The 19,169-nt window shown below is 61.3% G+C and carries 13 protein-coding genes; 12 read left to right on the top strand and 1 reads right to left on the bottom strand.

Going from position 1 to position 19,169, the window contains the following annotated elements:
• Window positions 1-170: 170 nt before the first annotated feature.
• The 9 genes from HMPREF2993_RS12480 to HMPREF2993_RS12440 all read left to right on the top strand — a co-directional run bounded on the left by HMPREF2993_RS12480 (window position 171) and on the right by HMPREF2993_RS12440 (window position 12,142).
• On the top strand, window positions 171-1,568 hold the full coding sequence (locus HMPREF2993_RS12480; protein ID WP_070702645.1) for a TetR/AcrR family transcriptional regulator: 1,398 nt from the start codon (window positions 171-173) through the stop codon (window positions 1,566-1,568).
• A gap of 520 nt (window positions 1,569-2,088) precedes the next feature.
• A complete protein-coding gene (gene clpB / locus HMPREF2993_RS12475; protein WP_070702643.1) occupies window positions 2,089-4,650 on the top strand; it encodes an ATP-dependent chaperone ClpB in 2,562 nt (853 codons plus the stop codon).
• A 91-nt stretch (window positions 4,651-4,741) separates the two neighbouring features.
• Window positions 4,742-5,593, top strand: a complete 852-nt coding sequence (locus HMPREF2993_RS12470) for a sulfurtransferase (protein WP_070702638.1) — start codon at window positions 4,742-4,744, stop codon at window positions 5,591-5,593.
• A 97-nt stretch (window positions 5,594-5,690) separates the two neighbouring features.
• Window positions 5,691-6,941, top strand: a complete 1,251-nt coding sequence (locus tag HMPREF2993_RS12465; RefSeq protein WP_070702635.1) for a type III secretion system chaperone family protein — start codon at window positions 5,691-5,693, stop codon at window positions 6,939-6,941.
• Between the two features lie 148 nt (window positions 6,942-7,089).
• Complete coding sequence (gene pyrE / locus HMPREF2993_RS12460) at window positions 7,090-7,635, top strand: orotate phosphoribosyltransferase (RefSeq protein WP_070702633.1); 546 nt, start codon at window positions 7,090-7,092, stop codon at window positions 7,633-7,635.
• Window positions 7,628-8,302: a TrmH family RNA methyltransferase gene (locus tag HMPREF2993_RS12455; protein ID WP_070702740.1), complete on the top strand. Its 675-nt coding sequence runs from the start codon at window positions 7,628-7,630 to the stop codon at window positions 8,300-8,302. The genes pyrE and HMPREF2993_RS12455 overlap by 8 nt, the downstream gene beginning before the upstream one ends.
• Before the next feature lie 63 nt (window positions 8,303-8,365).
• Entirely contained in the window at window positions 8,366-9,565 is a 1,200-nt protein-coding gene (locus tag HMPREF2993_RS12450) for a glycoside hydrolase family 76 protein (RefSeq protein ID WP_070682384.1), read from the top strand.
• Window positions 9,566-9,746: 181 nt separating this feature from the next.
• On the top strand, window positions 9,747-10,781 hold the full coding sequence (gene fbaA / locus HMPREF2993_RS12445; protein WP_070509842.1) for a class II fructose-bisphosphate aldolase: 1,035 nt from the start codon (window positions 9,747-9,749) through the stop codon (window positions 10,779-10,781).
• A gap of 140 nt (window positions 10,782-10,921) precedes the next feature.
• Window positions 10,922-12,142 carry an FUSC family protein gene (locus HMPREF2993_RS12440; protein ID WP_070702631.1) on the top strand — a complete coding sequence of 407 codons (1,221 nt, stop codon included), beginning with the start codon at window positions 10,922-10,924 and terminating at the stop codon, window positions 12,140-12,142.
• Window positions 12,143-12,188: 46 nt separating this feature from the next.
• Here the strand turns inward: HMPREF2993_RS12440 and HMPREF2993_RS12435 are convergent, their stop codons facing one another.
• On the bottom strand, window positions 12,189-13,118 hold the full coding sequence (locus HMPREF2993_RS12435; RefSeq protein ID WP_070702738.1) for a hypothetical protein: 930 nt from the start codon (window positions 13,116-13,118) through the stop codon (window positions 12,189-12,191).
• Window positions 13,119-13,313: 195 nt separating this feature from the next.
• Here HMPREF2993_RS12435 and HMPREF2993_RS12430 point away from each other — a divergent pair, with 195 nt between their 5' ends.
• From HMPREF2993_RS12430 to HMPREF2993_RS12420, 3 genes are all read left to right on the top strand, one after another.
• Complete coding sequence (locus HMPREF2993_RS12430; protein ID WP_070702629.1) at window positions 13,314-14,402, top strand: hypothetical protein; 1,089 nt, start codon at window positions 13,314-13,316, stop codon at window positions 14,400-14,402.
• Window positions 14,403-14,552: 150 nt separating this feature from the next.
• The gene (locus tag HMPREF2993_RS12425; RefSeq protein WP_070702627.1) at window positions 14,553-15,845 is read left to right on the top strand and encodes an adenylosuccinate synthase; all 1,293 of its coding nucleotides are present in this window, start codon (window positions 14,553-14,555) and stop codon (window positions 15,843-15,845) included.
• A gap of 587 nt (window positions 15,846-16,432) precedes the next feature.
• Window positions 16,433-19,169: Rib/alpha-like domain-containing protein (locus tag HMPREF2993_RS12420; RefSeq protein WP_168166780.1), on the top strand; the 2,737-nt coding region annotated here is incomplete at its 3' end.

Raw genomic sequence — 19,169 nt, 5'->3', positions numbered from 1 at the left:
CTTGAGGGTTTTCTCGTCTTAAGCAAGTCCTGAGTAGTAGTGCGAAATGAATTTCATCTTGCATTGCTCTTGTGAGAAGAAAGAGGCTAAAATTCAGGAAGCTGTCAGTGTGGCGCTCTCGCAGCCTCTCTTTTTTCTTTCCTTCAGTGTGCGCAGGCTTAGGAATCCATATGTATTTTCTTTATGAAGACTCACCTCGTGAGGTCATCCTCGAGTCTGCTCTTCACATTGGCGCCGCGCAGGGTGATGAGGCAATTACCGTGGAGTCGGTGGCGAGGCTCGCGGAGGTTACTCCCGCCGAGGTTCGCGCGGAATTCTCGGATCGTGAGCAGATCGTTGCCGCCATCCCGGGCTATGCCTCCGAGCGCAAGGTCAAGTTTTTGGAGGAGACGCTCGACGCCGCTCCTGGCTACGCCGATCTTTTTACCAAGCTGACCACCTTCACGGAGGCCTACTATGAGTACGCCGAGCGCGAACCGGAGCTTTTTCGCTACCTGTTTGAGCAGAAGGGCTGCGTCTTTGAGGATGAGTGGCAGTCCCTCCTGCAGGGAAACAGATCGGGCAACCGCGCGCTGGATCTGATTTATGACAACATCGCGCTCATCGCGGACGATGCACAGCTTGAGGTCGGGCCGGATGTGTGCCCCCAGACCTTGGCAAAGTTGAGCGTTGCTAGCTGGGCCACCGTCCACGGCATGGCCCACTTGAGCGTCCTTGGCGTGCTGCGGCACCAGCATTCGGTGGTGCGGCGCTTCAACCTGCGCGAGGTGTGCAAGGCGCTCATTGGAACCCTGTTCATGACGGCCGAGACGTTGGAGCTTCCCGATCTGCGCCACCCGATGCAGGAGTACCGCGCACTGCTGAGTGGCTTCACGCCGGACCGGGACCTTTCCCTGGATATTACCGCCATCGAGGATCTGACAGAGCTTCCCGCGGAGCAGGCCCGCGCAGCCGTCGTGGAGCGCGCCATCCAGCTGGCGGCGTGGGTTGGCATGCAGTCGGTGACCATCGAGAACGTCGCCGAATACTTCGGTGTTTCTGATGTTTTCGTCGCCTCTCTGGCGGACAATGACTTCGTTCTACGTGAAACCGTCGAGCAGGAGACCGACCGTGAACTCGTGGACGGCATCCTCTACCTTTTGGAGCGGCTGCCGGAGGGGGCCTCGGCCGTCGATAAGCTCCTGTGCGTGGCGGTGGCCTATTTTCATTACGCGGTGGAGCATCCAGAGCGCTACAGCGCCTGCATCGGTGCAGCGTCTGGCTCCGTGGTCCCGCTGAGTGAGGACGGCGAGGAACAGACGCAGATGAGCGAGTCCTTCGCGCTGCTGATGCGTTTTGCCCGTGAGGCCCTGCGGGAAGCCGGGCACGAGCCGGAAGACCGCCTGGTCTACATTAAGAACTTCATCCTGTGGGGCGGGGCCGACGGCATGTGCCACCTGGCCTCGGTAGGTGAATTCCGCAACATCGACCTCGACGAGAAGTGGTCGCTCTACTACTCCGTGGCGGCCGTCGTCCTAGCATCGTTTAAGTACGGCCTTCCCCAGGAAGCGGCAGTAGCTAACCCCTAGCCCCGCCCACTGGCACCGCGGGCAATCCACAGCAATCCGCGCCGCGCAGAAAACCACACAGCGCAACGTCTGCGTACCTCCATCGGCGTGCTGGAGGCATCCGCCAAAAGGCGTCTGGCAAAAGGCATCAGTCATAAGGCGTTTTCACGGCCAAAAACGCCATTTACGCATGGCAGATGGCGTTTTTAGACCCAAAGATGCCGTTTGCCAGATGCCTTGTGCGGAACGCCCTCCGGACGTAGGCGCATTTTAGTGCGCAACAATCCCACCCCACCGCAGAAAACCACCAGATGGCAGTGCCAAGAATGGCGTTGCTTACCCGCCCATGACCTAAGTGGTGTAAAGACGCACACCGTAGACTTGAGCGTCCCGCGCTCAATCCGGCGGGGTGAAAGATTTAAAAAAGTTCTAGTTGAGTGGAACAGACTCAAGTTCTGTAGCGTTATAGACAGTGAAGCTTCCTTCCCTGCCGTAGCCGCAGGGAGGTTTGGATAAATAGTAGAAACGGAGAAACACAACAATGAGTTCTTTTAACCCCACCACTAAAACTCAGGAGGCCCTGCAGCAAGCGCTGCAGACGGCCTCCGCCAACGGTAACCCGGACATCCGCCCGGCACACCTCTTAGCAGCCATCCTCGAGCAGAAGGACGGCATTGCCGCCCCGGTGCTCAAGGCCACCGGTGTGGACCCGGAGACGGTGTTGAAGGAGGCGCGCCAGCTTATCGACGCCCTCCCGAAGGCCGAGGGCGCCAACATGGCGAACCCGAACTTTAACCGCGACGCCCTCAACGTCCTCACCCGCGCCCAGGAGCTGGCCGGTGAGCTCGGCGATGAGTACGTCTCCACCGAGGTCCTGCTCGCGGCTATTGCGGGCTCCAAGTCGGATGCCGCCGAACTGTTGACCTCCCGCGGCGCTACCTACGACGCGCTCAAGGGCGCTTTCCCCTCCGTGCGCGGTGCGGCCAAGGTGACCTCGGAGAACCCCGAGGAACAGTTCCAGGCCCTGGAGAAGTACGCCACGGACCTCACCGCCCGTGCCCGCGAGGGCAAGATTGACCCGGTGATCGGCCGCGATCAGGAGATCCGCCGCGTGGTCCAGGTGCTCAGCCGCCGCACGAAGAATAACCCGGTGCTCATCGGTGAGCCCGGCGTGGGTAAGACCGCCATCGTGGAGGGCTTGGCCCGCCGCATTGTGGCCGGTGACGTCCCGGAATCCCTCAAGGGCAAGACACTGCTGAGCCTGGACCTTGGCTCCATGGTCGCCGGCGCGAAGTACCGCGGCGAGTTCGAGGAGCGCCTCAAGGCCGTCCTCGATGAGATTAAGGCTTCCGATGGACAGATCATCACCTTCATCGATGAGCTGCACACCATCGTGGGTGCCGGTGCATCGGGCGAAGGCTCGATGGACGCCGGCAACATGATTAAGCCTATGCTGGCCCGCGGCGAGCTCCGCTTGGTTGGCGCTACCACCCTCGACGAGTACCGCAAGTACATCGAGAAGGACGCCGCCTTGGAGCGCCGTTTCCAGCAGGTCTACGCCGCTGAGCCTTCCGTCGAGGACACCATCGGTATCCTCCGTGGCCTCAAGGAGCGCTACGAGGTGCACCACGGTGTGCGCATCCAGGACTCGGCCTTGGTGTCTGCCGCGGAGCTCTCGCACCGCTACATCACCAACCGCTTCCTGCCGGATAAGGCCATCGACCTAGTCGATGAGGCTGGCTCCCGCCTGCGCATGGAGATTGACTCCTCCCCGCAGGAGATTGATGAGCTGGAGCGCATCGTGCGCCGCCTCGAAATTGAGGAGCTGGCTCTGAAGAAGGAGTCGGACGCCGCCTCGAAGGACCGCCTGACCGCCCTCCAGCAGGAGCTGGCGGATGAGCGCGAAAAGCTCGGTGAGCTCAAGGCCCGCTGGGCCAATGAGAAGAAGGCCATCGATGACGTGCAGACCATCAAGGAACAGCTGGAGGATCTGCGCCGCCAGGCAGAGATTGCGGAGCGCGATGGTGACCTAGCCCTGGCCTCCGAGATCAACTACGGCAAGATTCCGCCGCTGGAGAAGGACCTGGCTGCCGCCGAGGAGAAGGCCGCGCAGCAGCACAACACCATGCTCAGCGAGGAGGTCACCCCGGACACCATCGCGGAGGTCGTCTCCGCCTGGACCGGCATCCCGGCCGGCAAGATGCTGCAGGGAGAGACTGAGAAGCTGCTCAACATGGAATCTGTGTTGGGTGAGCGCGTGGTAGGCCAGAAGGAAGCCGTCACCGCGGTGTCCGACGCCGTTCGTCGCGCGCGTGCCGGTGTGGCTGACCCGAACCGTCCGACCGGTTCCTTCCTCTTCCTCGGCCCGACCGGCGTAGGTAAGACGGAGCTGGCAAAGGCTCTGGCGGACTTCCTCTTCGACGATGAATCCGCGATGGTCCGCATCGACATGTCCGAGTTCGGTGAGAAGCACTCCGTCGCCCGCCTCGTCGGTGCCCCTCCGGGATACGTGGGCTACGACGCCGGCGGCCAGCTCACGGAGGCGGTTCGTCGCCGCCCGTACACGCTGGTGCTTTTCGACGAAGTCGAGAAGGCCCACCCGGATGTCTTCGACGTGCTGCTCCAGGTGCTCGATGAGGGCCGCCTGACCGATGGCCAGGGCCGCACCGTGGATTTCCGCAACACGGTCATCATCCTGACCTCGAACCTGGGTGCCGGCGGTACCAAGGAAGAGGTCATGGAGGCGGTCAAGCGCAGCTTCAAGCCGGAGTTCATCAACCGCCTCGATGATGTCGTGATGTTCGAGCCGCTCACCTCGGATCTGCTCTCTGGCATCGTGGACATCCAGCTCAAGGGCCTGGCCGAGCGCCTGTCCGGCCGCCGCCTGACGCTGCAGGTCTCCGACGCCGCCAAGCTGTGGCTGGCCGAGCGCGGCTATGACCCGGCCTACGGTGCCCGCCCGCTGCGCCGCCTGATCCAGCAGGCCATCGGTGACCAGCTGGCCAAGAAGCTGCTGGCCGGTGACATCGTGGACGGCGATACCGTGCACGTCGACGTCGCCGACGGTGGCGAGCACCTCGAGCTAGCTGCCCGCACAGCTTAATCCGCCTAAACCGGTGAGCACGATTAGTGCTCACCGCGCTCACCGCGCTCACCGGTCGCCACCACCCGCTCATGCCCCTATGATCTGGGACATGAGCATTTTGGTCTCCCCTCACGAGCTAAGTGAGAAGATTTACCGCGGTGACAAGACAACCATCCTTGCCTCCCTCTGGGCACCAGGGGAAGGCGAGGCCTTCAATCAGTTTTCCTCCCTGCACATTCCGACCGCCCAGTATGCCGACGCCGCCTCCGCCTTCGTGGGCCTGCCCGGCTCCAAGGCCGGGCGCAACCCCCTCCCAAAGCCCGAGAAGATTCAAGAGTGGATCGATCACTGGGGCCTGCGTGAGGATAGCGAAGTCGTGGTCTACGACGAGGGCCGCGGACTCTTTGCCGGCCGCGCGTGGTGGACACTGCGTTGGGCGGGCATCCGCAACGTCCGCATTCTCGACGGTGGCCTGTCCAACTGGCGCGCCCAGGCGATGCCCACGCTCACCGGCCCGGGCAACCTGGGCATGACCTCAAACCTTAAAGTGACGCCGGGGTCGATGCCCACGGTCACCATCGATGAGGTCAAGGAACACGAGGGCCTGCTTCTCGACGTTCGCACGCGCAACCGCTTCGCCGGCCGCCGCGAGAACCTCGACTTGAAGGCCGGCCACATCCCAGGCGCGGTTAACCTTCCGGAGCGCCTCTTCCACACGGAGGACATCACCGTGTGGAAGTCCAAGGAGGAGATCCTGGAGATCCTCGACGACCACGGCGTGACCAAGGAGAACGTGGACGGCGCCATCATCTACTCCGGCTCCGGCAACCACTCCGCACTCACCATCGCCGTGCTGGAGTACGTGGGCTTTACCGGCCTGCGCCACTTCGTGGGTGGCTGGTCGCAGTGGTCAGCCAACCCGAAGAACCCAGTGGAACGCGGCGACCGCGAGCACGTCTAACAGTCGCACCCGCCACCCAGTTGTGCGCGCCCAAACCTGTGCGTGACCAGCGCGTCAGCGCGGATCGGGCGCGCCGGGCGATTAGAGTCGATCAGTGATGCCTTTCGTACTCTTATCCCTCGCCGCCGTCGCGCTCGCGGCTGGCCTCATCGTGCTCTGGCTGGACCAGCGCCAGCGCGCCGCTCTCTCTGCCGGCGACCCCGCTGACAACGCCGTTGCCGATACGGCTGACGACGCGGCAGTCGACACCGCCGCGCCTGAATCCGTCGCCGACGGCGTTGCTGATTCCGCCGCTGCCGACGCAACGCACGACGCCGAGCCCGTCGCCTCCAACCCGGAGCCCGAGGTCGTTCAGGAACCAGAGTTCACCGCAGAGCCGGAACCCGTTGTCGAGCACAACCCCGAACCTTCCGACGAACCCGTTGCTGAGCCCGAGGATTTCACCGAACCGCAGGCTGCAGCGCCCAGCTTCGCGGAGCGTGCGGAGCGCGCCAAGTACTTCGTGCCGGGCAGCGCCCGCCGCGAGCGCAAGGCCTTTGGCCAGCAGCGCGGCTGGGAGTACGCCAAGCATGATTCCTACCTGGCGGATGAGTGGAGCCGCGGCGCGGCCGCCCGCGGCCAGGAGCCCAGGGACATCGTGGCCGGAAACTTCCGCGGCCACGAGACCCTCCTTTTCGATATGGGAACTATCCCGGTTATGGCCATGCGCACCGGTGCGGCCTCGGACATCGTGGTGGATTTCCGCCGGGCAGGGGAGACAGTGGACAACTCGTCCGAGGATCTCGTGTACGTGCGTGAGGAGGAAGGGTTTGAAGTCTTTGCCTCCGATGCCGGCGTGGGCCAGCGTCTTATCGATCCCCGCGTCAGCGCGGCGCTACACCGCCTACCCACCGCAGTGACCGCGGTGTGGATGGAAGGGGAGTGGGTTCTTGCCCAAACCACCAAGCACGCCCGCAGCGCGGAGTGGGAAGAGTTGCTGGAACCGCTAGCCCTGCTGGCTGATGCCGCCCGCGTCCTTCCACCGCGCTCTGAGGCGACACAGGTCCTGCGCGTCGATGAACTCGACCCGAGCCGCGACATCCCGCAGCCCCCACAGCCCGAACCTACCGGGCCTACCGCTGTCCCGGACCGCGATGATTCCCACGATGCGCCCACCATCCAGCGCCCTACCGAACCGGTTGTCATGCCGAGCCGCAGCACCAGCGAGGCGCGCGGCACCATTGACCACTCCAGCCTGGGCGCGGATGAAGTGGATGCGATTGCCGATGGCCGCGAACCCCCCACCCCGGAGGACAACCAGGCCCGCCTGCCGCGCCGCTTCGACGGTGGCTCGTCCATCTTCGACTAGGCCCGCCAGCCCGCCACCACAGCCAAGTGTCGCCGCCAGGTGCCGCAGCCGGGCACCAGCACTAGTCGCGGGCAACCGTGCGGGAAGAGGGTAAACTACAGGGCGGATTTTTGAAGGCCAAACAGCCACAGATTTTAAGGAGCGAGCGATGAGCCTGGATCAGCAGAAGAAGCAACGTCTAGCAGAACTGGTGAAGGAGCTGGCCGTCGTCCACGGCAAGGTCACGTTGTCCTCCGGCAAGGAGGCCGACTACTACGTGGACCTGCGCCGCGCCACCCTGCAGCACGAGGCCTCGCGCCTCATCGGCTCGCTGCTCCGCGAGCTCACCGCCGACTGGGACTACGCCGCCGCCGGTGGCCTGACCATGGGCGCGGACCCAGTCGCGCTGTCCATCATGCACGCCGATGGCCGCGACATCGACGCCTTCGTTGTCCGCAAGGAAGCCAAGAAGCACGGTATGCAGCGCCAGATTGAGGGCTTCAACGTCGACGGCCAGAAGGTGCTCGTTGTGGAGGACACCACCACGACCGGTAACTCCCCACTGACCGCCGTGAAGGCGCTGCGCAAGGCCGGCGCCGAGGTCGTCGGCGTGGCCACCGTGGTGGACCGCAACACCGACGCCGGCGCAGCCATCGCCGCCGAGGGCTTGGAATACCGTTACCTGCTGGGCCTCGAGGACCTTGACCTTGCCTAATCCCGAGGAAGAGGCGGAGGCCAAAGGTCCCACCGAATGGAATGAGGGCCGCCACGGCGTCGGCCCCTGGGAAGGCCCGCTGCCCGAAGGCCCCGAAGCGGAGAAATACGATCCTGAGCTTCTCGCGGAGGGGGACCGCCGCAATGTCGTCGACGCCTACCGCTACTGGACGCGCGAGGCGATCCGGGAGGATATCGACACCCGCCGACATGCCCTGCACATCGCCATCGAGAATTTCGAGAACGATGCCAACATCGGCACGGTGGTGCGCACCGCCAACGCCTTTGCCGTCGACACCGTCCACATCGTGGGCCGGCGCCGCTGGAACCGGCGCGGTGCCATGGTCACCGACAGGTACCAACACCTCATGCACCATGCGGACGTGAACGAGTTGATGGCCTGGGCGGCGGACCAAGACCTGACCGTCGTGGCCATCGATAACACCCCCGGGTGTGTGCCCCTAGAAACCGCGGAGCTGCCCGAGCGCTGCTTGCTCCTCTTCGGGCAGGAAGGCCCGGGGGTTAGCCCGGAGGCCCAGGATGCAGCAGTAATGACGTGCTCCATCGCGCAATTTGGTTCTACTCGCTCCATCAACGCGGGCGTGGCCGCGGGCATTGCCATGCATGCATGGATTCGGCAGCATGCGGATTTATCAAAAGCTTGGTGAGATCCCGCGCACTGTGTTTACATCTAGGTAACGAATTCACATTGTGAGAATGATGAGACAAAAGTGTTAGAGAAATGGTCCCACCGCGCCGACCTTGCGGAAACAGCCATCAATGAGCGCCACGCGCAAGCCGTGTGGGGCTTGCCCCGAACCAACCTTGCCGTGGTGAGTTGGCCACCCACCACCAAGGAATCACTCTTCGTCCACTGGCATTACTGGTGGCAGGCACACTACCTGGACTGTCTTGTCGACGCCGCCCTGCGCAAGAACACCAAGGCGCGCCGCACGCTCATCGCCAACACCATCCGCGGCGTCCACGTGCGCAACCTCCAGCCACTGACGAAGAACCGCTACTACGACGACAAGGCCTGGATGGCCCTGGCCATCGCCCGCGCTGGCGAGCTTAAGAAGATGCGCCCCCACAAGAAGCTGAGCAGCCTGCAGCACAACATCCGCGATGGTATCGACTCGCAGGTAGGCGTGCTGCCCTGGCGTGAGGGCGAGACCTTCCTTAACGTCCCCTCCAACGGGCCGGGCGCCATCATGCTGGCTCGCATGGGCCGGGTTGAGGAAGCTCGCCACATCGTGGACTGGATCTATGACCACCTCATCGATGACGATGGCTTCGTCATGGATGGCATCCGCATGCGCATGGATGGCCGCGAGGTCGTCCGCGCCATCCACCCCTACTGCCAGGGCGTGGTGCTCGGCGCCTGCCTGGAAATCGTGCTGGCGCTGCGGGAGAAGACCGGCCTGCGCTCCGTGGAGGACATCGATTCTGTCCACGAGGCCGAACTCGCCGCAGACATGATGGACTACACCACCCGCATCCGCGGCTTGGTCCAAGCGGTAGCCACGGGCATGGCAACGTACACGGGCGTCATCGATTGGCAGACTGGCGACGGCGACGGCGGCCTGTTCAAAGGCATCCTTGCCCGTTACCTCGCGGACGTAGCGGTGCGCTTGCCGGGCGATTCTCCGGCCAACCGCGCAACCAAGAAACTGGCTGCCCGCCTCGTGACGGCCTCGGCGGAATCCGTGTGGGAACACCGCCTCGAAGTAGATGGTTTGCCCATCTTCGGCTCCGATTGGACCGCAGATGCGAAGCTGCCTCACAACTACGGTTTCGGCCCCTCATCACTGAGCCAGAAGATGGGCATTATCCGCGTGGCTGAGCGCGATTTGTCCGTTCAGTTGTCCGGTTGGATGTTGTTGGAGGCCTGCACCCGGATTGTGAAGTACAAGTCAGAATCCAAGAAATAGCAGCGTTTCCCCAGATAGGCGGGGGCTTACCGTCCCCGCGAAGCAGCGTTTAAGTGAGGTCACATCGCATCTCGCGGCGGAAAACCACAACTACAGGCATACTTGGATGTTGGAACGTGTTGTTTCGCTGGACGTGGGACGGCACGGCTTACTGCACAGCAACTCCAAAGGATGGAATTTCATGCCTATTGCAACCCCTGAGGTTTATAACCAGATGCTGGATACCGCCAAGAAGGGCGGCTTCGCATTCCCGGCAATTAACTGCACCTCCTCCGAAACCATCAACGCCGCTCTCCGCGGCTTCGCCGAGGCTGAGTCCGACGGCATCATCCAGTTCTCCACCGGCGGCGCCGAGTTCGGTTCCGGCCTGTCCGTGAAGAACAAGGTTGCCGGCGCCAAGGCACTGGCTGCCTTCGCTCACGAGGCTGCACAGCACTACGGCATTAACGTTGCGCTGCACACTGACCACTGCCAGAAGGAAGTTCTGGATGAGTACGTGCGTCCGCTGATCGCCTTCTCCCAGGAGCGCGTTGACCGCGGCGAGTTGCCGCTCTTCCAGTCCCACATGTGGGATGGCTCCGCTATCCCGATCGATGAGAACCTCGTGATCGCACAGGAGCTCCTCGAGAAGGCCCACAACGCCAACATCATCCTTGAGGTTGAGATTGGCGTCGTCGGCGGCGAAGAGGATGGCGTTGAGGCTAAGGCCGGCGCTAACCTCTACACCTCCCCGGAGGACTTTGAGAAGACCGTCGATGCCCTCGGTACCGGTGAGAAGGGTCGCTACCTGCTGGCCGCTACCTTCGGCAACGTCCACGGCGTGTACAAGCCGGGCAACGTGAAGCTGCGCCCGGAGGTCCTCGACGAGGGCCAGAAGGTTGCTGTGAAGAAGCTCGGCCTGGCTGAAGGCTCCCAGCCCTTCGACTTCGTCTTCCACGGCGGCTCCGGCTCCGAGAAGGAGAAGATCGAGGAGGCACTGCGCTACGGCGTCATCAAGATGAACGTTGACACCGATACCCAGTACGCCTTCACCAACCCGGTCGCTCGCCACATGTTCGCCAACTACGATGGCGTCTTCAAGATCGACGGCGAGGTAGGCAACAAGAAGGTCTACGACCCGCGCTCCTACCTCAAGAAGGCGGAGCAGGGCATGGCCGACCGCGTAGTTGAGGCCTGCCAGGACCTGCACTCCGTGGGCAAGACCGTTTCCAAGTAAACCCACACCAGCCGGATGCCGGCGCTGAGCACCCACCGGCGCTAAGCGGCGTCGCGCCATCCCAACAAGCCACCCCTCAATCTCGTGGGGTGGCTTTGTTCGTCCAAACCCGCCGCCAGAACGCGTAAAATACCGGAGTCATGGAAGCGCAAGAGTCATCGTCGAGTTCGTCGAGTACCGTCAAGCGTGTTCGCAAGACCACCCGCGAGCAGCTGCGGTTGGTGGATAAGTCCCTCAAGGCGCGCCTCACACGCATCCGCAACCGGCTCGTGTTCATGCTCCAGTGCACGATAGGCGCGGGTTTGGCCTTCTATGTTGCGCACGATTTCTTCGGCCATGCGCAGCCCTTCTTTGCCCCGATGGCCGTCATCATCATCCTCGGCTTATCGGGCAGGGACCGTCTCAAGCGCGCCGTGGACATGGCCCTCGGCGGTGTTGTAGGAGTCTTGGTGGGCACGCTGCTTGTCGACGCCCTCGGGACCGGCCCCATCCACATGACCATCATCATCGGGTTGGCCCTGATTATCGGTTCTTTCTTCACTAGTTCGCAGCTGGTGAGCAACCAAATCGTTATTGCCGCCATCCTCATCGCCACCATTCTTCCCCCGGAAGAAATGGGCGGCATCTCCCGTGCCATTGACGCCATTATCGGCGCGGTCATTGGCCTCACGATGATCGTGCTGATTCCTTCCTCGCCCCTGCGTGCGGGGCGCTCGGAAGTCTCGAAGGTCCTGGGCATTACCTCCTTGGTCCTCTCCGACGTGGCCAAGGGGCTGGAAGAAAACGATCCTGAGACCATCACGGAAGCACGCGACGCGGTGCGCGGCACGCAGGATGACATCAACAACATGCTCAACGCCACCAAGGGCGGTGCGGAAACCGCACGCCTGTCACCGTTCCTGTGGAGCTCGCAGCGCACGGTTCGCTCCCTGGAACGCATCCTCACGCCCGTCGACAACGTGGTCCGCGGCACCCGCGTGCTTTCGCGTCGGGCGCTTGTACTCGCCGAAGACGGCGACCAAGCCACCCCCGAGCAAGTTGAGATCATCGACGAACTTGCTGAAATCACGATGGAACTCTCCGACCTCTATACCCACCAAACCGCACGTGAGCGCCGCGTGGATGAGGCGCAAGCCATTCCGGAGATAGTCAACCGCCTGCGCCAGCTGGGGGCGCGCTGTTCGATGGAGGTTGCCGGCGAGGAGGCGGTGCTCTCCGCTTATGCCGTGCTCGCCCAGACGCGCTCCATCATCGTGGACCTACTCATGGTGTGTGGCATGTCGCGGGAGTCGGCCGTGGCACAACTCGTGCCCACCTCCAAACACCCGGCCTACCCGCCGGAGGTCTGGGAGGAAAACTAAGGCTGGGCGAGGGCAGCTGATACAGGCAAAGAAGAACTGAGGCAGGCTAAGGCCGCACGATCTGTAGGTCCCGCAGGTGGCGGTAGAACGTCACGCGCTTGACCGGCCGCTTAGCGCGGACTCCATCGACGCTGACGCTGAGCGACGGCCCTCCTGCCTGCACCGCCCGGCCCTGCACGACGCTGGCCGGGTCGAGCTGCCCCGGTTGGGCAGGCTTGCGCAGGCGGACGAACAGCCCACGGCGCGGTGCAGCCTCCGCCTCAAAGCTCGTCACTGCCTTCGCCGCCACGATGCCCGGCGCATCCGTCATTGGTACGAGCTTTGCCCCAAAGACATCTTTCTCACGATCTGCGCGCAGCAGCACGGCATCGTCGACGATGATCTCCCCGGTGATCTCCTCATTCGACCATTCCGCAATCGTTGCCGAGCCCGCCACGGCGAGGCCCGCGTCATTGCGGATGAGCGGCACCGGCTTGACGGGCGCGGTCATGGCAAAGGAGAGCGCCTCCTCCATCACTGCTCCCTGGTTGCCGGGACCCTGGCGACCTTGGCCGGCTTCGCTCGATTTTAGGCCCCAATTCATCGCCGCCGTGGAGTGCTCCCCGGTGGGGACATACCCAACCTCGGCCCACAGGTAATCCGCGCGCATCATACGGGTCAGCACCGCGCTGAGTGCGGCATCGCTGCCAATAACCACGATGCGCAAAGGCTCGCGCAAGTACTGCTTTTGGGGTGCTGGCCCCGGCTCACCGAGGTGGCTCACGTCCGGTTGCGCGGCAATCTTATCCAGCGATGGAGTGGGGTCCTCCGGAAGGATGTCCCTGGCCAGCGCATCAATAGCCTTCAGCTCCTGCCGGCTGGGGACCGAGGCGACGCGGAAGTGCTCAACGCGGATTCCGCTCTGTTGAGCCTCAGCGAGGGCATCGGTATGGGCCTCAGTGAGATGGCCGCCGCAGTCTACAAGCGCACAGATCATACAAGAAGCATAGAAGCGTGAGAAGAGGTTCGCGAAAAAGGAGCGCCAGCGCCGCTCAACCAACGGCGCTTCCAGAAACTAAGTAGTGCACGTCACATCTGCTAGGTAGGCTCCATTACAACGCTTAACTCCAAAGCAACTCTCAACTTCTTAACACTTAACTTTTTCTTTGTCTGATAGCTGGAGGTATTCACCGTGTCCACCCGTATGGCAACTCTTGCGCTTGTATCCGCCGCTGGACTGTTGGTGAGTTCGTGCAGTTTCGGCGGGGGTTCGCAGACGGAAGCCGAGGAACCCGCCTTCACCGAGGCCGCCGCCGCGTCCGTGACTAGTTCTACGAAGGCCAGCGCGACGACATCGTCGACACCGAGCAGCACTTCCTCCTCCAGCACGCACCCTAACTGCGAAGAAAAGAAGGAGCTCGAGGACACCGACCTTGGCAAGGTCCTTGATAACAAGGAAGCCTACGTGAAAGGCTCCACCGAGAAATTTGAGGACCTCACCATCGGCGAAGACGAGTATGACCCCTGCAAGTTCCTCAGCTACGTGGTGTTGGAGGGCAAGGTCGATGGCGAACCCGTGAAGGTTCCCGTCTTCTTCGTCAACGGCAGGGTCTACGACGAGAATGCCCTGTACATCACGTCCTCCTCATTTGAGGTCACTGAGGATGGAGAGGGTTACACCTATGAGTCCAAGACTGAAGGAGACATTGTCGGCGTCGAAGGAAAGGTGTACAAGCGCCCAGGCACTGAGGCACCTTCGATGGAGAACTCCTTTGACGGTGTGAACTCGGACATATTCTTCATTGACGTAAAGTCAGAGCCCACCGACTCCGCGGACCTGGCCAAGGATGAAGAAGACCTCCGCGGTGAAACGCTGTTCGATATTTCCGCCGACGGTTGGAACTTGGTGTGCGGTATCGATGCGAATGAAAAATCCATTGACTGCGCACACGGCGGTGGCGGAGCCTGGGTTATCAAGAGCGATAAGACCAACCTGCCGGAAGATATGGAATTCGATGTGGTGAGCCTCCTACCGCTGGAGGGTGAAACCAGGTACAGCCAGGGTGGTGTCGACAACCTCCCAACTGACGGCAAGAAGATCGATAGCAACGGTCTCTACCGAATCGGCATCGATGACATTGAAGCTCAAATCGCTGTCGTTGACGATGGGATCATTATCAGCACCCCAAACAATTCGAGGCTGATGTTCACCAATGACACCATCTTCATCGAAGAGAAAGACAAGGGCGACGGTGCCAACTCAAACACCGAAATCGCGTAGTTGGACTTGAACGAGGTTCGGGACGAACCTCTCCACGAAGGTGCCGGCGCATCAATTCCTGACGAGCTTGTCACAAACTCACCGCTGCACCGCTGCGGCGGGTAAAGTAGGTGCGTATTTGACTTCAATAAATAGGAAGTGACATCAAACATGGCAGCGATCGTCATCGTCGGCGCCCAGTGGGGCGATGAAGGCAAGGGCAAGGCTACCGACATCCTCGGCGGCAAAGTCGATTACGTAGTGAAGCCCAACGGCGGTAACAATGCCGGCCACACCGTCGTGGTCGGCGGCGAGAAGTACGAGCTGAAGCTCCTTCCCGCCGGAATTCTTTCTGAAAACGCCACCCCGGTCCTGGGCAACGGCGTGGTGATTAACCTGGAGGCCCTCTTCGACGAGATCGATGGCCTCGAAGCCCGCGGCGCCAACGCTTCGCGCCTGCGGATTTCCGCCAACGCCCACCTCGTGGCGCCCTACCACCAGACCCTGGATCGTGTACAGGAGCGCTTCCTGGGCAAGCGCGCCATTGGCACCACCGGCCGTGGCATCGGCCCGGCTTATGCCGACAAGGTAGCCCGTATCGGCATCCGCGTGCAGGACATCTTCGATGAGTCCATCTTGCGCCAGAAGGTCGAGTCCGCCCTGGACATTAAGAACCAGATGCTGGTGAAGATGTACAACCGCAAGGCCATCGAGCCGGAGCAGGTTGTGGAGTACTTCCTGAGCTACCGCGAGCGCCTGCGCCCGATGGTCATTGAGGCCGAACTGGAGCTGAACCAGGCATTGGATGAGGGCAAGCACGTCCTCATGGAGGGTGGCCAGGCCACCATGCTGGACGTTGACCACGGCACCTACCCGTTCGTGACCTCCTCGAACCCGACTGCCGGCGGTGCTGCTGTGGGCTCCGGCATTGGTCCGACGCGCATAACTACCTCCCTGGGCATCATCAAGGCCTACACCACCCGCGTCGGCGCAGGCCCGTTCCCCACGGAGCTTTTCGATAAGTGGGGCGAGTACCTGCAGACAACCGGCGGCGAAATCGGTGTTAACACCGGCCGCAAGCGCCGCTGCGGTTGGTACGACTCTGTGATCGCCCGCTACGCCACCCGCGTCAACGGCTTCACGGATTACTTCCTGACCAAGCTGGATGTCCTCACCGGTATCGGTGAGATCCCCATCTGTGTGGCCTATGACGTTGACGGCAAGCGTTACGACGAGATGCCGCTGACCCAGTCCGAGTTCCACCACGCCGAGCCCATTTTTGAGACCATGCCGGCCTGGGACGAGGACATTACCGGTTGCCAGACTTTCGAGGAGCTTCCGCAGAAGGCACAGGACTACGTCCTGCGCTTGGAGGAACTCTCCGGCTGCCGCATCTCCTACATTGGTGTCGGCCCCGGCCGCGACCAGACCATCGTGCGCCACGACGTCATGCAAGACCAGTAAGGCGTCATCAAGTCCAAATCCGCACAACCTCAGGCACCGCCTCACGGTGACGGTGTCATGTAGTAACCGCCCCACTTCTCAGACTGGATCGTGCACACAACCGCCTGCACGCGCCATGCACGGGGAAGCGGGGCGGTTTGTGTTTCTATGGCTACATTTGTGCGCTCAATACACCCTGCTTGGCGACGCTTCCCACAACTCCACCTGTCACCGTGCTGTATAAAACACCCCCGTTAGGAGTGTACTCCTGGGGAAAATGTTACGGATGTGACGACGTGAGCTATTTAACAATCGCAACCGCGTGTCGCAATCGCGGCGAAAAGAGCAGGTCAAACATGTGCTTGATGCTGTTAGTGGCGAAAAGTTTGCATTCATGAAATTTTCAGGAATCCGTACGGTTTCTTTAATTCGTGCACGGAGTTAACATTAGAGACGAGTTTGTTCATAGACCCTTGGAACCTCTGACCTTCTTCCAAGGTGACAGAAGTGAGCTGCTCTCGGTTGCGTAAGCCGGTATCACCCCTTGCGCGGTCACGTACCCCTAGCGTGATCAGTTCTTTCAAGTCTTAAGGAAAGGGCTTCTTGATATGAACAAGAAGGAAATTAAGCGTACTGCTGTACGCCGTCGCGGCACTACGATTGCTGCCGCGGCGCTCTCTATTGCTATGGTGGGCCCCTTCGTCCACGCAGTTACTCCTGCATCCCCGTTCGCAGCGGTTGCCAATGCGCAGGAAAACCAGCCGGATCCTGAGGCTCCGGCAGCTGGTGGCGATAAGGATAAGGCTATCCACTCTCCTGGCCAGGCGGACCAGACAGGCACGATCTCTGGCTCTGTGAAGGAGATCGTCGAAGCCAAGATTGGTTTCGGTAACGTCCAGGACTCTGGTAAGCCGCTTGCTGGTGTGAAAGTGTACGCCCAGTGGTATGAGGGTGAGAACACTCAGCACTCGTCGCCGGTGTACTACACCGAGTCTGATGAGAACGGCAACTTCACCATCAAGATGGCACCGTACACCGATGCCCTCGGAGCGACCCGTTTCTTTGATGCGGATGCTTCTGTTGGTCTGACCACTGGCCCCGATCGGGGTAAACGTGATCATAAGCGTGAAAAGATCCGCGTGTGGACCGAGCTTCCGGAAAACCTGACTGACAAGTACCGCCTAGTTCACCAGCCAGCGGCAGGTGTCTTCCCGCTGACGGCTACCACCCCGACGACTCAGGGTGATGGTGATTGGGGCGGCAACAAGATCACGGGTATGACCATCCAGTATGCGCAGAAGGACAAGCTGCCGCAGCACCTGCCTAAGGAGAAGTGGGCAGAAAGCGTCGGAACGGGTGGTAATGGTGGAACCTATGCGGGCCAGGCTTTCTGGAACCTTGACGTTCTGCAGGGTGCCAAGAACCACAACCAGGTGAGCCATTTTGATCCTAAGGACATCCCTGCCTCTGGTTTGAAGGTTGTCGGTTCCTACCTCACCGACGACGCGGTGAACAAGATTGAGACGTACGCGAAGGACAACTTTGCGGGCAAGACGCTACGTGGCAAGGGGTGGACTCCTGCCGATGAGCAGGGCCTGCAGAAGTGGATTAATGAGCAGGTAGCTGCTGATCCGGAAGGCTGGATTGCAGAAACCGTGACCACCACCACCGGTGCAGACGGTGAATTCCAGCTGCGGTGGAAGGGTCTCTATGGCTATGACCACAAGACGCGTGGACTTGTGCCTGCAGACAAGTTTGGCAAGCTGGCTGGCTCCCACGGTGAGGGCAATTGGAGTAACGGCCTTTCGAGCTCCAAGCATGTCAACATGCACTGGAGCTACGTCAGCATTCTTGGCAAGGACGGCAAGCCGCTGCCGGACAACATCGGTACGCTGTACCCGTGGTCCCTTGGCCAGTGGGCAGGCCCAGGCTTCGGTACTGATCTGAAAGCTGGTGCTAACGCACAGCTCTTCGGTGGCGACGGTGCCCTCATCGGTAACACCACTGATGCCTACACCGGCTGGAACATTGTCCTTGCTCCGCAGGCTCTGAAGTTTGACGTTGTTGACAAGAACACTACCGACAACTGGGCGAACATCGGTGATAAGGTTCAGACCGACACTTCCGGTCTGCCGATCACACAGGACCTGAATTACTACATCGAGTGGGTCGACAAGAACGGTAAGGTCGTCAAGACCTGTGAGACTCAAAAGGCGGATTCCGCAACCAAGATCCCGAGCTGTGAGCTCGACGTTCCTGCGGATGCTCAGACCGGTGATACGTTCACCGCTCGCCTGAAGGTTACTCAAGGCAACCCAGACCCTGCGAACGACCTCGTTCTGGCAATGGATGCCTTCGCTGTGACTCGCGACTACCTTGACTACGAAGAGGTCGACGCGAAGGCAGGCCAGGAGGCTACCTCCGAACCGAAGTTCGACAACCCGGCTACCGATCCTAAGGAAACCAAGCCTGAAAAGGCCAAGTTCGAGCTAGGCAAGCTGCCTGAAGGCGTTACTGCAGACCAGGTCAAGGTTGATCCTGCAACTGGTGTTGTGACCTTCACCCCGAACGATAAGCAGGCCGGCAAGACCATCGACATCCCCGTCGTGATGCGCGATGAGGCTCTGCAGGTTCCGGTTCTCGACGAGAACGGTGACCCGGTCAAGGACGAGTCTGGCAACCCGAAGACCCAGGGCCGTATTGTCGCCCGCGGTGAGGCTCCTTTCAAGGTCGGGGAAGAAACTAAGAAGACCACCGTTGATGTCGATGTGAAGCCCGTTGATCCGACCAAGGATCCGCAGGATACTGGTATCAAGGTCAACAACCCGGACGATGACACCAAGATCTCCGCTAAGGACGAGGACGGTAACGACGTTCCGGTAAAGATTGACGAGGACGGCAAGGTCATCGTCACTCCGGGTGAGGATGTTGATGGTCCGATTACGGTGACCATTACCGATCCGGATCTTCCGGATGGCAAGGTCGACGTTGAGGTCCCGGTTAACGGCCACGAAAAGGGCAAGGACGACAATGGCTCCGAGGAGACTCCGACTGCGCCTTCTGTGGTGAAGGATAAGGTGACTGTCACGGAGGGCAAGCCGGCTGATCCGTTCGAGACTGCGAAGAACGTTCCTGAAGGTGGCGAGGTTAAGGTCGATAACCTGCCTGGCGGGCTAGAGGTTGATCCGAAGACTGGTCAGGTCACGGGTACTCCGGACAAGATCACTGACTGGGGTCCGGAAGAGGAAGAGCGTGACGTTGAGGTCACGGTCACCATCACCGATAAGGACGGCAAGGAAGTCGCCAAGGATACTAAGGTGATCACGGTTCAGCGTGACACTGATG

It is taken from the genome of Corynebacterium sp. HMSC068G04 (genome assembly GCF_001814885.1).
Classification (GTDB): Bacteria; Actinomycetota; Actinomycetes; order Mycobacteriales; family Mycobacteriaceae; genus Corynebacterium; species Corynebacterium hiratae.
Note: the sequence above shows the minus strand (reverse complement) of the source record. Positions and strands in the feature narration are given on the sequence as shown.